This is a genomic window from Vibrio sp. S/42/10, from assembly GCF_029890535.1.
Classification (GTDB): Bacteria; Pseudomonadota; Gammaproteobacteria; order Enterobacterales; family Vibrionaceae; genus Vibrio; species Vibrio cyclitrophicus.
Genome location: NZ_JAKMZC010000007.1, coordinates 85,574 through 100,457, shown reverse-complemented (window position 1 = coordinate 100,457; position 14,884 = coordinate 85,574). Strand labels below are relative to the sequence as shown.

General features: G+C 42.3%; 13 protein-coding genes and 1 other RNA gene. 7 read left to right on the top strand and 7 right to left on the bottom strand.

What is annotated here, in order from left to right; translation table 11 throughout:
* Positions 1-130: 130 nt before the first annotated feature.
* The 3 genes from L8S15_RS10050 to smpB form a co-directional block, all read right to left on the bottom strand.
* Positions 131-1,405, bottom strand: a complete 1,275-nt coding sequence (locus L8S15_RS10050; RefSeq protein ID WP_280572892.1) for a site-specific integrase — start codon at positions 1,403-1,405, stop codon at positions 131-133.
* Between the two features lie 92 nt (positions 1,406-1,497).
* Positions 1,498-1,864: a transfer-messenger RNA gene (gene ssrA, locus L8S15_RS10045) on the bottom strand.
* Positions 1,865-1,930: 66 nt separating this feature from the next.
* The gene (gene smpB / locus L8S15_RS10040) at positions 1,931-2,416 is read right to left on the bottom strand and encodes an SsrA-binding protein SmpB (RefSeq protein WP_004735156.1); all 486 of its coding nucleotides are present in this window, start codon (positions 2,414-2,416) and stop codon (positions 1,931-1,933) included.
* Positions 2,417-2,535: 119 nt separating this feature from the next.
* On the opposite strand from smpB, the gene L8S15_RS10035 reads away from it, so the two are divergent.
* Positions 2,536-2,964, top strand: a complete 429-nt coding sequence (locus tag L8S15_RS10035) for an SRPBCC family protein (protein WP_010438915.1) — start codon at positions 2,536-2,538, stop codon at positions 2,962-2,964.
* A gap of 3 nt (positions 2,965-2,967) precedes the next feature.
* Positions 2,968-3,279 carry an RnfH family protein gene (locus L8S15_RS10030; RefSeq protein ID WP_010438916.1) on the top strand — a complete coding sequence of 104 codons (312 nt, stop codon included), beginning with the start codon at positions 2,968-2,970 and terminating at the stop codon, positions 3,277-3,279.
* 199 nt (positions 3,280-3,478) lie between these two features.
* Here the strand turns inward: L8S15_RS10030 and bamE are convergent, their stop codons facing one another.
* The 3 genes from bamE to nadK form a co-directional block, all read right to left on the bottom strand.
* A complete protein-coding gene (gene bamE, locus L8S15_RS10025; protein ID WP_010438918.1) occupies positions 3,479-3,838 on the bottom strand; it encodes an outer membrane protein assembly factor BamE in 360 nt (119 codons plus the stop codon).
* A gap of 167 nt (positions 3,839-4,005) precedes the next feature.
* Positions 4,006-5,670, bottom strand: a complete 1,665-nt coding sequence (gene recN / locus L8S15_RS10020) for a DNA repair protein RecN (RefSeq protein WP_010438921.1) — start codon at positions 5,668-5,670, stop codon at positions 4,006-4,008.
* Positions 5,671-5,952: 282 nt separating this feature from the next.
* Positions 5,953-6,837: an NAD(+) kinase gene (nadK, locus tag L8S15_RS10015; RefSeq protein WP_010438923.1), complete on the bottom strand. Its 885-nt coding sequence runs from the start codon at positions 6,835-6,837 to the stop codon at positions 5,953-5,955.
* A gap of 143 nt (positions 6,838-6,980) precedes the next feature.
* Between nadK and grpE the strand changes: the two genes are divergently transcribed.
* The 5 genes from grpE to dnaJ all read left to right on the top strand — a co-directional run bounded on the left by grpE (position 6,981) and on the right by dnaJ (position 14,233).
* The gene (grpE, locus tag L8S15_RS10010; protein WP_010438924.1) at positions 6,981-7,562 is read left to right on the top strand and encodes a nucleotide exchange factor GrpE; all 582 of its coding nucleotides are present in this window, start codon (positions 6,981-6,983) and stop codon (positions 7,560-7,562) included.
* Between the two features lie 359 nt (positions 7,563-7,921).
* Positions 7,922-9,196, top strand: a complete 1,275-nt coding sequence (locus tag L8S15_RS10005; RefSeq protein ID WP_010438926.1) for a dicarboxylate/amino acid:cation symporter — start codon at positions 7,922-7,924, stop codon at positions 9,194-9,196.
* Between the two features lie 259 nt (positions 9,197-9,455).
* Complete coding sequence (locus L8S15_RS10000) at positions 9,456-10,493, top strand: polysaccharide lyase family 7 protein (RefSeq protein ID WP_010438927.1); 1,038 nt, start codon at positions 9,456-9,458, stop codon at positions 10,491-10,493.
* A gap of 371 nt (positions 10,494-10,864) precedes the next feature.
* Complete coding sequence (dnaK, locus tag L8S15_RS09995; RefSeq protein ID WP_010438931.1) at positions 10,865-12,778, top strand: molecular chaperone DnaK; 1,914 nt, start codon at positions 10,865-10,867, stop codon at positions 12,776-12,778.
* 306 nt (positions 12,779-13,084) lie between these two features.
* Positions 13,085-14,233 carry a molecular chaperone DnaJ gene (gene dnaJ, locus L8S15_RS09990; RefSeq protein WP_010438932.1) on the top strand — a complete coding sequence of 383 codons (1,149 nt, stop codon included), beginning with the start codon at positions 13,085-13,087 and terminating at the stop codon, positions 14,231-14,233.
* A 129-nt stretch (positions 14,234-14,362) separates the two neighbouring features.
* Here the strand turns inward: dnaJ and L8S15_RS09985 are convergent, their stop codons facing one another.
* On the bottom strand, positions 14,363-14,794 hold the full coding sequence (locus L8S15_RS09985) for a type IV pilin protein (protein ID WP_010438935.1): 432 nt from the start codon (positions 14,792-14,794) through the stop codon (positions 14,363-14,365).
* Positions 14,795-14,884 lie beyond the last annotated feature (90 nt).

The window sequence follows — 14,884 nt, the reverse complement described above, 5'->3', positions numbered from 1 at the left end:
TGTTTTTAAAAACAAAATGTTATTTTAATAAGTGTTTTTAAAAACAAATATTGGTTTAATAAGTGTTTTTAAAAACAAGTAATTTGGTTTTTATTTGATGGGAATGTTCTTAATTAATTCTGCTTGTGTTTTAATATTTATTAACGAATCGAGTGTCATTATTACTGATTATCTCAATGCTAACTTTTAACGTTTTTATATTTAAGTCTTTACCATATCTGTCATACGTAACACTTTGGTTGTTATGACCCAGTAGCTGAGCGGTAATGAATTGAGAGGTTAGCTCTTGCTTTAGATCATTCGCAAAAGTATGTCTAAATGAATGAAAGTCTAGTCCTTTTCTGAAGCCCAGTTTTGATTTGAAACGTCCGTACCACTTTGAGGCTGCTGTTCCATATCCGTCTCTTTCTAGTTTTAGCTCCGGAAAAACTCTGTCGGTATTTAGTGTATTTATGTATTTTAGAAACCCAAGCTCAATCAAAGCTGAATGTATTGGAACAAACCTTCGGCTACCTATATTTTTAAGTCTTTTATCTTGGTGAACATCGTTAATGTGAATACACCAAATATCATCGACTTGATGTATGTCAGTGACATAAAGCTGGCACAGCTCATTTAATCTAGCACCTGAAAACCTTGCGAGAAGCGGGAGCCAGTACTGATACGGGTGTTTAAAGTTGTGCTTCGTGAAAATATCTTGCTGGAAGATCCTGGCTAGGTCGTCTTTCGAATATGAGTGTCTTTCCTCACTTGCTTTCTTCTTGCGAGCGAACCTAAAACCTTCAAATGGATTGATATCCGTATATTCCATTTGTCGACACCATTTGAAGAAAGAAGACAGTTTTTGGAAATAGTCTTTAACACTATCTTCGCTGAGTACTTGATAACTCAGATCTTGATTGAGTTTTATGGCCTCGGTTCCTGTTAATCCATCAAAGGCTTTATGTTTTTTGATGTTAGAGGGGTACTTGGAAAGCTGTTTCCTGACTTGCTCTGCGTCTATTCTTCTGATCAATGGTATAGATTGCTTATTGAGTAGTTCTAGTGCAACTTTACATTTCATGTAGGAACCACGAGCAGTCTTTTCGCTTACATGTGCCTTTTTATACTCGTAGTATTCATCTAATGCTACTGATGGCTCTAAGCGTTTTAGGGAGCGCTTAGGGCGCCCATAGCATTGAGGTACTTGTGGCTGTATCTGATAACTACCAATGTCGGATGACGTTGCTATTTGTTTTCGAATATTGAGTTCTAGCTCCAATGCTTGCAATAGAGCTAAGTCTCGTGAAGATGTACGAAGGGAAACTTTGATTTCGCGTCGATTGTGGAATAGGTGACGGTGCTGGGGAGAAACTTGAAATCGAAATTGCCAGATTCCCGATGAAGAAATTTTTAGATATCGCATTAGTACCAACTTTTAGTACAAGTGCACACGAATCAAAAAAACAAACAAAAAAAGGGCGATAAGTCAGTAACTTATCGCCCTTTCCAAACGTTTGGTGGAGCTGGCGGGAGTTGAACCCGCGTCCAAAAATCATTCATCATTGGTACTACATGCTTAGTCGATCTTTAATTTCACCAGCAACCTGCGAACCGACACGCTAGTTAAAGGCTAACCTGAATTATAATTCGCGCTTTTCCTCTCAGGTGGGAGAATCCGCGCTAGCTAGTTTGGGTTTGATCTCTTATTGGTCCCCGTCTTACGAGCGGAAGCTAGGGTAAGAGAGCTCTGAGCAGGTTATTAAGCTGCTAGTGCGTAGTTTTCGTCGTTTGCGACTATTTTTTTGCGGCTTTTAACGTGGCCAACCGCCCCACGGCATGCACCTCAGACTTCAAAATTCCTGTCGAATCCTAAATCAGCCCCAAGTGTTATTTGCATAGTACCAGAAAAGCTTTGCCTGTCTAGCACTGTGCGTTTAAGTGCTTAAAATTAACGCAAATTACTCTTCATAATTCGTGCTTTATCTCTCGCCCAATCTTTTTCTTTCATATCAGTACGTTTATCGTGCAGCTTTTTACCTTTCGCTACGCCAACTTTAATCTTCGCCCAAGAGCGAGACCAGTAAAGTGCGGTTGCGACAAGTGTCATGCCTTCACGGTTAATACGACCGATAAGGTTGTCGAGCTCTTTTCTCGACATTAATAGTTTACGGATACGTGTTGGGTTCGCCACGATATGAGTACTCGCTTGAGTTAGCGGAGTAATCGTCATACCACTGATGAATGCTTCGCCATCTCGGATGTATACGTAGCTTTCTGCGATATTGGTTTTGCCTTCACGTAGGGATTTTACTTCCCAGCCTTGTAGCTCAAGCCCCGCTTCTATCTCATCATCGATGAAATATTCGTGGCGAGCTTTCTTATTAAGCGCAATGGTATTACTACCGGCTTTTGATTTTGATTTATTCTTTGCCATAATGGCCTCATTATACGGAATGCGCCCTAGATGGGGAATCCTTTTTATTTGCGCTCTGGCCCAATACAATTAAAATTGCAGTTTGTGTTAATGTAACGCTGTCTTTAACAGGAGTCTATATGCCAAAGGTTACTCGTTCAGCATTAGTGTCTTTTAGTGCCGACCAGATGTTCAGCTTGGTCAATGATGTTGCTCGTTATCCTGAGTTTTTGCCAGGATGTTCTGGTTCTCGTGTGATCGAATCTTCAGATTCCGCGATGGTGGCTTCGGTTGATGTCTCTAAAGCTGGTATCAGTAAAACATTCACTACGTCGAATCGAATGGCGGATGGTGCTGAAATTTTAATGGAGCTGGTAGATGGCCCGTTTAAGAAGCTGGAGGGGGGCTGGTATTTCACTCCTCTAGACGACCAAGCATGTAAGGTTGAACTTAAACTAGAATTTGAATTTTCTAGTCGAATGATTGAAATGGCATTTGGCAAGATTTTCAATGAACTGACAAGCAATATGGTCAGTGCTTTTACTCAACGAGCGAAACAGGTTTACTAAGCCATGACTATTGAATCAGATATGATCCACGTAGAAGTTGTGTTTGCGCTTCCACATGAGCAGCGTGTATTTACCTTAGTGGTAAATAAGAACGCGACCGTTGAAGAGATTATTGCGCAGTCTGGTGTTTTAGAGTTGTATCCAGAAATCGACTTGGCGAAAAATAAAGTTGGCGTATACAGCCGCAACGTTAAGTTAGATGCAACCGTTCGAGATAAAGATCGTATCGAAATTTATCGAGCACTGTTAGCTGATCCCAAAGAGATTCGCCGTAAGCGTGCTGAACAAGCAAAAGCGGCTGCAGCTAAATCGTAATGCTAAACAAATTTGAGTAAGAAGAGAGCTCGCTATATTGGCGAGCTTTTTTGTGTCCGTTAGCCTGAAAATGAAGATTAATTTGTTACAGGATATTAAAAAGCCTGCTCATGTGAGCAGGCTTTTGCGATTCTTACTTTGTCGGCTGAGAGCTTTGTCGACTGATAGCTTTTGACTGGAAAGCTTTGTTGGTTGAAAGCTAGCGAAGGCTTTCGAAGAATTCATCACTGGCTTCAAAATCACCATTGATCGTCACTAAGGTGCCCGTTGCATCAAAGTTAACAACAAGATTTTTTTGAATCGAGTCTTCATGGCCTTTTGTGTGGTGGTAAATGTAGTACCACGTATCTGGGTAGCCATTTTCGATAAGCATAGGTGAGCCCATAACGTAACGAACTTGTGTTTTTGTCATGCCAAACTTCAGCTGATCGACAGCTTCTTGTTCAACATAGTTACCCTGATTGATGTCAATTCGATAAACCAACTTCTCTAGTAGAGAGCAACCGGTCAACATTGTTAGTGCAAGTGGAACTGCAACTAACCACTTTTTAATTCGCATAGTCTGAGATCTTTCTTCGCTAAAATACTGCCTGATAATAAACAAGCTCCAGCAAGAAGTAAAAAGCTCCTTGCGCTTTGAGCTTGTTATGACTGGCAATTTTGAATTAAGTTGCAAAATTGGCAAGATTTTTCGGTAAATTATCAGAAAGTTGCTGAATATGTAACCTAAGCAGCGATTAATAACTCTTTTGCGTTGGCCAGTGTCGATTCGGTAATCTGGCTGCCACCAAGCAGTCGAGCAAGCTCTGAGACGCGTTGTTGCTCATCAAGCGTGTGCATTTGGGTCTCGGTTTTACCTGATTTCGTGTTCTTCGCTACAAACAGTTGTTGGTGACCGCAACCGGCAACTTGAGGTAAGTGCGTCACACACATTACTTGTGTCGATTCGCCCAGCTTACGTAGCATTTTTCCGACAACTGCTGCTGTTGGCCCACTGATACCCACATCGACTTCATCGAAAATCAGGCTTGGTGTGTCCACTTTTTGCGCTGTGATAACTTGGATCGCTAATGAAATACGTGAAAGTTCACCACCAGAGGCTACTTTAGCAATGGGCTGCATTGGTTGGCCTGGGTTGGTCGAAACAATGAAGGTCACATTATCCATACCCAATGGAGAAGGGTGTGTGTTGGTGTTGTTCACTTCAATGGCAAACTGTGCTTTTTCCATGCTCAGTTCGTGCATGCTTTGCGTGATCAGCTTGTTGAGCTCTTTTGCGTAACGAGTTCGAGATTTATGAAGCTTCTCTGATTTAGCAACGAACGATTGGTATTGGTTTTCTACCTCGTTTGCCAATTCATCCAATTTTTCATCGGAACAATCAAGCGCTTCAACTTGTTGTAATAAATCTTGGTGATGCTTGTAAAGCTCTTCTGGCAACACGTGATGCTTGCGAGACATCGACATCACTTTTGAGAAGCGTTCTTCAACGTAAACCATACGACCTGGATCGACATCAATGCTGTCTAGGTAGGTTCTTAGTTCACTGTTGGTCTCTTCAATCTGAATGATGGCTTCAGAGAGTAAGTTGGGCAGATCAACTAACCTTTCATCAAGCTCAGCTAATTGAATTAGGGAGTGATTGGCCGATTGCAGAATACTAAGCGCATTAACTTCTTCGCCTTCGTAAATAAGCTCGATAGCCTGCTGGCAGGTTGAGGCCAATTCTCCGCTATTGGAGAGGCGCTTATGCTCTTGTTCGAGGTCTTCATATTCTTCCTCCCCAATAGATAGCTCATTTAACTCTTTGATTTGATATTCTAGAAGCTGTTTTTGAGCTTGGTTTTGCTGGCTATTTTCACGTAACTCTTTTAAGTGGTTATCGGCTTGTCGCCATGCTTGGTAAGCATTACGTGTCGATTTCAATAGGTTTAAGTGGCCTGCGTATTGATCAAGCATGGCCATTTGGTGGTCGCTTTTCATCAGCTGGTGGTGCGCGTGTTGGCCATGAATGTTGATCAACAACTGCCCTAGTGATTTCAATTGTGAAAGAGGGACAGGACTACCGTTGATGAATGCACGAGAGCGACCTTCTTTGGAGATGGTTCTACGTAGGATGCATTCACTGCCATCAAGCAGTTCATTGTCTTCTAACCAGCGTGTAGCGTGCAGATTGTTCTCAAGTAAAAAAGCGGCACTGACTTCGGTTTTATCTTCTCCTTGTCTTACCATTCCTGCATCAGATCTTCCCCCAAGACATAAGCCTAAAGCATCGATAGCGATAGATTTACCCGCACCCGTTTCACCGGTGATTGTTGTCATGCCTTTAGAGAGTTCTAGCTGTAAAGACTTAACAATAGCGAAATTATTAACACTTAAATGAGCCAGCATTTTTATTTACCTGTATAACTGAACAATACTGTATATAAGCTCAGTATATACTGTTTCTTTATACAGTAAAGTCGACAGGTGAAATTTTTTTGTGACAGATCTCAGAATTGAGGTTGCCTGTAGGCTACTGAAACTGCTATAGATTCCCAACTTAGTCTGGGCGTGAAGGGATGAGGTACATTAGGGCTATGAGGACTTATAAGGTTTCGACGGGCAAAAAAAAGGCTGACGAACATCGTCAACCTTTCAAATTTTCGTCTACTGCCAGAGTCGCTAATTCAATTAGAACAGCTTACTTGACCAGCCTAGTTTGTTACGTAGGACATGGTAGTAGTTGTAGTCTTTAGGGTGAATCAGCTTGAGTACATTCGGGCTTTGGTAAATGTGGATCTCATCGCCAGGAGAAACAGGCAGTGAAATTTGACCATCGCAGCTTACTTCCTGAGTGCCGCGGTTATCAGGCGATACGATAAGTTTAATACGACGTTTGCCATCAACCACTAATGGACGACTTGAAAGCGTGTGTGGGAACATTGGCACTAGCGAGATTGCATTGAGGCTTGATGACAAGATAGGGCCACCACCAGAAAGCGAGTAAGCCGTTGAACCCGTTGGAGTCGATACGATCAAACCATCAGAACGCTGTGAGAACGCAAAGCTGTCATCAATATACACTTCGAACTCGATCATGTGTGCGACTTGACCTGGGTGAAGTACGGCTTCGTTGAGCGCTGCGTTATGACTTTTTATTTGGCCATGACGATGAATTTCAGTCTCTAGTAGGAAGCGTTCTTCTTCCATGAACTCACCTTTGAGTACATCGATAAGTGCGCTTTGGAAGTTTTCAGGGTTGAGATCGGTTAGGAAGCCAAGGTTTCCTCGGTTCACACCGATGACTGAAATATCGAAACGCGACAATATTCTAGCCGCACCGAGCATATTTCCGTCACCACCCACAACAATTGCGAGATCGGCTCGTTTACCTAACTCAATCAGGCTAGAAAAATGTTCTTGTGGGATATCGTCCAAAATACTGGAGAGCCTATCATCAACAAATACTTGATAACCCTCAGTACTTAACCACTGATAGAGCTCTCTATGAGTCTGAATTGCTTGCTGATCTCGAGGTTTACCAATAATAGCGATGACTTCAAATGGCTTTTTCATAACGTTTCCAAACGAATTAGGCTTGAATCAAAATTCTTCATCCCCATAATAAAGGCAAGTTGAACGTCTATGCGAGTGTTTTATATCAATTTGAGGCGCAAACACGCCTGTCACTGGCATTGAAAACGAATTCTGGAGATATCATGAGCAACGAAGAAAACAAAGTAACCGAAGAAGAACTAGATCAGATCATTGCTGAAGCAGAGAAAGTTGAAGAAGCTGAACTGAATGAAGACGCGGCTGATGAGCAGGAATCAAAAATTGCTCAACTAGAAGCGGCACTGCTTTCTAGCGAATCTAAAGTGAAAGAGCAGCAAGATTCTGTTCTTCGCGCAAAAGCTGAAGTTGAGAACATGCGTCGTCGTAGCGAGCAAGAAATTGATAAAGCGCGTAAATTCGCTTTGAACAAATTTGCTGAAGGTCTACTTCCTGTGATCGACAACCTAGAGCGTGCAATGCAAGCTGCAGATGCAGAAAACGAAGTGGTTAAACCATTGTTTGAAGGTGTTGAGCTAACGCATAAAACATTCGTAGATACTGTTGCTAAATTTGGCCTTAAAGAGATTAATCCTGAAGGTGAAGTGTTCAATCCTGAATTCCACCAAGCGATGTCTATTCAAGAGAGCCCTGACCACGATTCAAACACGGTTATGTTCGTGATGCAAAAAGGCTACGAGCTAAACGGTCGTGTAGTTCGCCCTGCGATGGTAATGGTTGCTAAGTAATTTATCGTTAAGTGACTTTTAGCGGTCGCGAAATAATTCACTAATTAATGTGAAATGAGAAGAGAGGCTTATGCCTCTCTTTTTTTATGCCTATCACTTGAGAATCCACGTAAATAGTCATCATTGGTGCATTAAGAATGTCGTTCCTTTAATTTTACCCAGATTATTAATTTAGAGTTTTATATTATGAAACTAGTTGATATCTGTGAAATGTTTTGATGTCACATTTGTAATGTTTTTGTAAATAAATGCTTTTAATTGTTATCTTTGTATGTAAAATCCACTGCAATATAGCGATTTTGGTCGCATATATAACTATAAAAGTACAAATTTCAAACACAACAAACTGGAGAAGAACGATGGATAAATCGCTCTCAAGTAAGATTTTTGTAGGCTTGTTTGCTGGCCTACTTATTGGTACTGCTATTCAGTACCTATTCAGCGGTATTGCGGTATTCGATACTTACCTGCTTGGTTTAGCAGAAGGTGTCGGTGGGATGTTTGTCTCTTTGATCAAACTATTGGTTGTTCCGCTGGTATACGTTTCTATTGTATGTGGAATCGTTGAATTGAAAGACATCCGTTCATTCGGTCGCCTAGGTGGTAAAACTTTTGCTCTTTACATTATCAACACCATCATCGCGATTTCTGCAGCTCTCACTGTTGGCCTTATTTTCCAACCAGGTGCAGGCGCAGACTTAGCGGGTACGATTTCAGAGACAGTTCAACTAACAACAACTGAAACTCCAGATATCTTCTCTCTAGTTGTAAATATCGTTCCTAGCAACCCTGTTCAGGCGTTTGCAAGTGGCGACATGCTACAAATTATCTTCATGGCAATTTTGACAGGCCTTGCTATTCAAGCGCTTGACTCACGTGGTGGTCCAGCGATCAAAACGTTCAAGATGGCTAATGAAATCATGATGAAGCTTATCGGCCTAGTAATGAGTCTGGCTCCGTTTGGTGTATTCGCACTGATGATTCAACTAGGTGCAACACTTGATGCAGACACGCTAATGTCGGTAGCTGGTTATGTAGCACTGGTTGTTGCAATGCTAGTGTTCTGGATTTTCTTCTTCTACCCAATGATGGTTGGCATCGCGACAGGTATTACACCTAAGCAATTCCTACGTGCAATCCGTGAGCAAATCCTTTTCTCACTATCAACAGCAAGTTCGAATGCGACAATTCCTGTAACAATGCGCACCCTAACTGAAAAGCTTGGTGTATCTAAATCAGTGGCTGGTTTCGGTGTTCCACTAGGCGCGACAATGAACATGTCTGGTGTATCTATCTACATCGCACTAGCGACAATGTTCGTAGCAAACGCATTCGGTCAACCAATCAACACTGCTGACATCTTTACTCTTGGTCTAACTATCTTGTTACTGTCTATCGGTGCTGGTGGTGTTCCGGGTGGCGGTGTTGTAATGGTCGGTGTTCTTTTGCACCAACTAGGTTTACCACCAGAAGGTCTAGCTATCATTGCTGCAGTAGACCGTATCAACGATATGTTCTGTACTTCTTCTAACGTAGTAGGTGATACAGCGGTTAACACTATCGTTGCTAAGTCTGAAGGCGCAATCGGCGTTGAAAAGAACGAAGAAACTGAACTACAGAAAGCAGAAGCTTAATACCTAATTAAGATTTGATAATTGGAAGCCTCGCTCAATGAGAGCGGGGCTTTTTTGTGTCTGTCATAAAGTGCGTCGGATCTGTTGAATTGGTTAGTCAATCGATAGGGAGTATCTGGTGTAAGTCTCATTTTTTATTTTTTCTGGCACCGTAATAGGCCATCAATTTTCAATATTTAATCTCGATCACATATAATAATACAATATTATTTTATTGTTTTGACAACCTACATTCTGACGACATAAAGGAAACCCAATAATGAAGTTGTCTTACCTTAGCTTACTGACGGCCACTCTTTTAGCTGTTCCAGCTCTCGCTTCAAATATCAATGTTGGTCAACAATTTGATCTTGACCCTGCAAAAGCACCAGCACAAAACTTTGATTTATCTAAATGGAAAATTAACTTACCTGAGTTAACGACCGAAGGATCTAGAAAAGGCAAAACGCTAGAGATCGGTAAGAAAGAACTGTCGAATGTAGACACACCTTACGTTCACCCGAAATGGTTCTACACTGATGCAGAATCTGGGGCGATGGTATTTGTGGCTCCGAATACGGCACCAACGACACCAAACAGTAAGAACACTCGTAGTGAGCTAAGAGCAATGCTGGCGGATAGTTACTCAGCTCCGAGTAACAACTTTGCTATTTCGAGCCATAAGAATGCAGAAGAGTTTGGCTCTATTGGCGGCCAAATGACGGCGACGCTTTCTGTCGATCAGGTGAGTACCAGTGGTAACTACAATAAAACAGGCGCATTTTCAGTCGTCATCGGGCAAATTCACGGCTCGGACAATGAACCTCTTAAAATTGTTTACCGTAAACTACCAGAGCATGAGCATGGTTCATTAACATGGAACTACGAGCTCAACCCGCCGAAAGAATTGAAAAACGCGAAAGATGAAAATGGAAAGAAACTTCGTAAAGACATTCGCCATGATGTATTTGGTCAATACAATTTGAAAAAGGGCAGTTCTGACCCTAGCGATGGCATTAAGTTAGGTGAAGTTTTTTCATATGATGTAAATATTAAAGATAACATCATGCACTTAACGTTTACTAAGAATCCAAACTCGTCGGATCCAATTGTGAAGACATATGATGTTGATCTGGCGAAAGGTAAATATCAAGGACACGACGTTGATCTTGGCTATGGTCAAGATTGGATGTACTTCAAAGCGGGTGCATACAATCAATGTAACACTAAGAAGTCGAGTTCGGCATGTGAGTGGCGTGGTATGGAAGCGGGTGACTACACACAAGCGAGCTTCTACCAGTTAATTCTCAATCAATAATATTGCGAATCCATAACTAACTGAACAAGCGTTATTTGAAAAAGACCTTCCTAGTGAAGGTCTTTTTTTATGTGAAATAGAATAGGGCGACTATTTTATTGCTGAAGGTGAACGCATGAATGTGTCAACTTTGGCGCCTTAAACCGTAAGGGATGAGCTACTTTTTCTTCTTAAGCAGAAAGATAGGGAAAAAATCAGATTTTTTTTACTTTTTCCCTTGAAAACCAGTTTGCAGCCCTTATCTATGGTGCATACGAAAGCAAATTACATTTGCACTTTAATTTTGTGTATTAGGGTTGATTCCCTGATTACCACCCCCACATATGTGGGTATAGCAAAAAACTAAATAATATATATTCGGAGATGGCCTGATGGGTAAAATCATTGGTATTGATTTAGGTACTACTAACTCTTGTGTTGCTGTTCTTGACGGCGACAAACCACGCGTACTAGAGAATGCTGAAGGCGAACGCACAACAGCATCGGTAATCGCATACACTGAAGGCGAGACGCTAGTTGGTCAACCTGCAAAACGTCAAGCTGTTACTAACCCTCAAAACACACTGTTCGCTATTAAGCGTCTAATCGGTCGTCGTTTTGAAGATGAAGAAGTTCAACGCGATATCGAAATCATGCCTTTCAACATTGTTAAGGCTGACAACGGTGATGCATGGGTTGAAGCGCAAGGCCAAAAAATGGCTGCTCCTCAAGTATCTGCTGAAGTTCTTAAGAAAATGAAGAAAACAGCTGAAGACTTCCTAGGTGAAGAAGTAACTGGTGCAGTTGTAACTGTTCCTGCTTACTTCAACGATGCTCAACGTCAAGCAACGAAAGATGCTGGTCGTATCGCTGGTCTAGATGTTAAACGTATTATCAACGAACCGACTGCTGCTGCTCTGGCTTACGGCCTAGACAAGCAAGGTGGTGATCGCACTATCGCTGTATACGACCTTGGTGGTGGTACATTCGATATCTCTATCATCGAAATCGATGAAGTAGAAGGCGAGAAGACTTTCGAAGTTCTTTCAACTAACGGTGATACTCACCTTGGTGGTGAAGATTTCGATAACCGCATGATCAACTACCTAGTAGATGAGTTCAAGAAAGAGCAAGGTATCGACCTTAAAGCTGATCCACTAGCAATGCAGCGTGTTAAAGAAGCAGCAGAAAAAGCGAAAATCGAGCTTTCTTCTACTACTCAAACTGACGTAAACCTACCTTACGTTACTGCTGATGCGACTGGTCCTAAGCACATGAACATCAAAGTGACTCGTGCGAAGCTTGAGTCTCTAGTTGAAGACCTAGTTCAACGTTCTCTAGAGCCACTAAAAGTAGCTCTAGCAGATGCTGACCTATCTGTAGGCGAAATCACTGACGTTATCCTAGTTGGTGGTCAGACTCGTATGCCTATGGTTCAAGCTAAAGTAACTGAATTCTTCGGTAAAGAGCCACGTAAAGACGTGAACCCTGACGAAGCTGTTGCAATGGGTGCTGCTGTTCAAGGTGGTGTACTAGCTGGTGACGTTAAAGACGTTCTACTACTAGACGTTACTCCTCTATCTTTCGGTATCGAAACGATGGGTGGCGTAATGACTAAGCTTATCGAGAAAAACACAACTATCCCTACTAAAGCGGATCAAGTGTTCTCTACAGCTGAAGACAACCAAAACGCAGTAACTATTCACGTTCTTCAAGGTGAGCGTAAACAAGCGACTTACAACAAGTCTCTTGGTCAGTTCAACCTAGAAGGTATCCAACCAGCACCACGTGGCATGCCACAAATCGAAGTAACATTCGACCTAGATGCTGATGGTATCCTGAACGTATCTGCTAAAGATAAAGCAACAGGTAAAGAGCAAAAGATCACTATCCAAGCATCAGGCGGTTTGTCTGAGGAAGAGATCGAAGCGATGGTACAAGAAGCAGAAGCTAACAAAGAAGCGGACAAAAAGTTCGAAGAGTTAGTTACTACACGTAACCAAGCTGACCAAATGATCCACGGCACTAAGAAGCAAGTAGAAGAAGCTGGTGAAGCTCTACCTGCTGACGAGAAAGAGAAGATCGAAGCGGCTATCACGGCACTAGAAGAAGTTAAGTCTGGTAACGACAAAGAAGCTATCGACGCTAAAGTTCAAGAACTTATGCAAGCTGCTCAAAAGCTAATGGAAATTGCTCAACAGAAAGCTCAAGCTGAACAAGCAGGTGCTGACGCTGGTGAACAATCTAAGCAAGACGACGATGTTGTTGACGCGGAGTTTGAAGAAGTTAAAGACGACAAAAAATAATTTTTCGTCGCTATAACACGTGATTTCTGCGTCGAAGGTACTCACTTACACTTACCTTTTGGTTGGTTAAGAAAGTCCGTGCCTTCTCCTTGAACTAACGTGTTTTAGCTTAGAAAAAGTCGTTTTTCGATTTCTAAATATACGGGCGTCAGAGGTAACTCTAACGCCCGTAAATTTGTATTTAGACTTGTCTATCTAGATAATAGCTTTATTCGGTATTTCAGCCGACAGAACTTTTATCTAGATTGATACACAGACTACTGAAGTGATCATTCGGTAGTAGCAATTATTTTGGTGACCTAGAACATGTCAAAACGTGATTTTTACGAAGTATTAGGCGTAAGCCGCGATGCATCAGAGCGCGATATTAAAAAAGCGTACAAACGCTTAGCGATGAAGTTTCACCCGGATCGTAACCAAGGTGACGATACTGCGCCAGAGAAGTTTAAAGAAGTAAAAGTAGCGTACGAGATCCTGACCGATCCACAAAAGAAAGCAGCTTATGACCAATACGGTCATGCCGCTTTTGAACAAGGCGGTATGGGCGGCGGCGGCGGTTTCGGCGGCGGTGGTCAAGGTGATTTCGGCGATATTTTCGGTGACGTATTTGGCGATATCTTCGGCGGTGGTCGTCGTGGTGGTGGTCAAGCGCGTGCACAACGTGGTTCAGATTTACGTTACAACATGGAGCTTTCTCTAGAAGAAGCGGTTCGTGGTGTTTCTAAAGAAATCGAAGTACCAACACTTGTTGAGTGTGATATTTGTGATGGTAGTGGCGCTAAAGCGGGCTCTTCAGCACAAACATGTGGCACTTGTCATGGCCATGGCCAAGTACAAATGCGTCAAGGCTTCTTTGCGGTTCAACAGACTTGTCCTACTTGTAATGGTAAAGGCAAGATCATCAAGGATCCATGTAACTCATGTCATGGCCAAGGTCGCAAACAGAAGACTAAAACGCTTAACGTTAAGATCCCTGCTGGTGTTGATACTGGCGACCGTATTCGTCTATCTGGCGAAGGTGAAGCGGGAGAGCAGGGCGCTCCAGCTGGCGACCTGTACGTACAAGTTCACGTAAAAGAGCACAACATCTTTGAGCGTGACGGCAACAACCTTTACTGCGAAGTACCAGTTAGTTTCACCATGGCAGCATTAGGTGGTGAAGTTGAAGTTCCGACATTGGATGGCCGTGTAAACCTTAAGGTGCCAGAAGAGACACAAACGGGCCGTATGTTCCGTATGCGTGGCAAAGGCGTTAAAGGCGTTCGTGGCGGCGGTGTGGGTGATCTAATCGTTAAGCTAGTGGTTGAAACACCGGTTAAGCTAAGCTCTCGTCAAAAAGAACTACTGCGTGAGTTCGAAGAAACATGCTGTGGCGAAGCAGCAAGCAAACATAAGCCAAAGTCTGAAGGTTTCTTCAGCGGTGTTAAAAACTTCTTCGATGACCTTACTAAGTAATTAGATCGTGGTTTGAAAATTTTAAAGCCTGCCTATGTGCAGGCTTTTTTGATCTTCTCGTTTAGTTAAAAAATGCAGCTATGTATATGCTTAGTCATTCATTACTCATACCAAGGATATTAACTTCTATTAGTTCCAGCAATTTACAGGGGATTCTTCACCTGAAGATTTGAGCGTCATTGTTTTGGGAGTGCCTAGGCAAGAGTCACCACTTTGCCCCTTAGTTGACTGTGCCGTGGCGGTTATTGTATATGCCATGCTGCTTGAACTTGCGACAGAAAATACATAGCGATCACTTGGTGATTCACATATAGCACAAGCCCCTCCTGAAATAATACTGCCCCAGTTATAGACACCGTTGTATGACTGCTCAAGTGTGAGTTGTATTTTTGCCATATCAGCTAATGCTGCTGTTCTATGCGATTTAATGACATGTTCGGTATAGCTTGGGTAGGCGATAGCGGTTAGCACTCCAATAATAGCCACTGCGACCAATAGTTCGATCAATGTCATCCCTTTGCAACTTAAGTTGTTGTTGTTGCATTTATTTTTTCGAATCATCACGAGTAGTTCCTTCTCTATATTCAGCCTATTTTTCTTCGGTGGTAGCATCCTTGCAAGATTAAATACGGTTACGTATCGGTTTACATA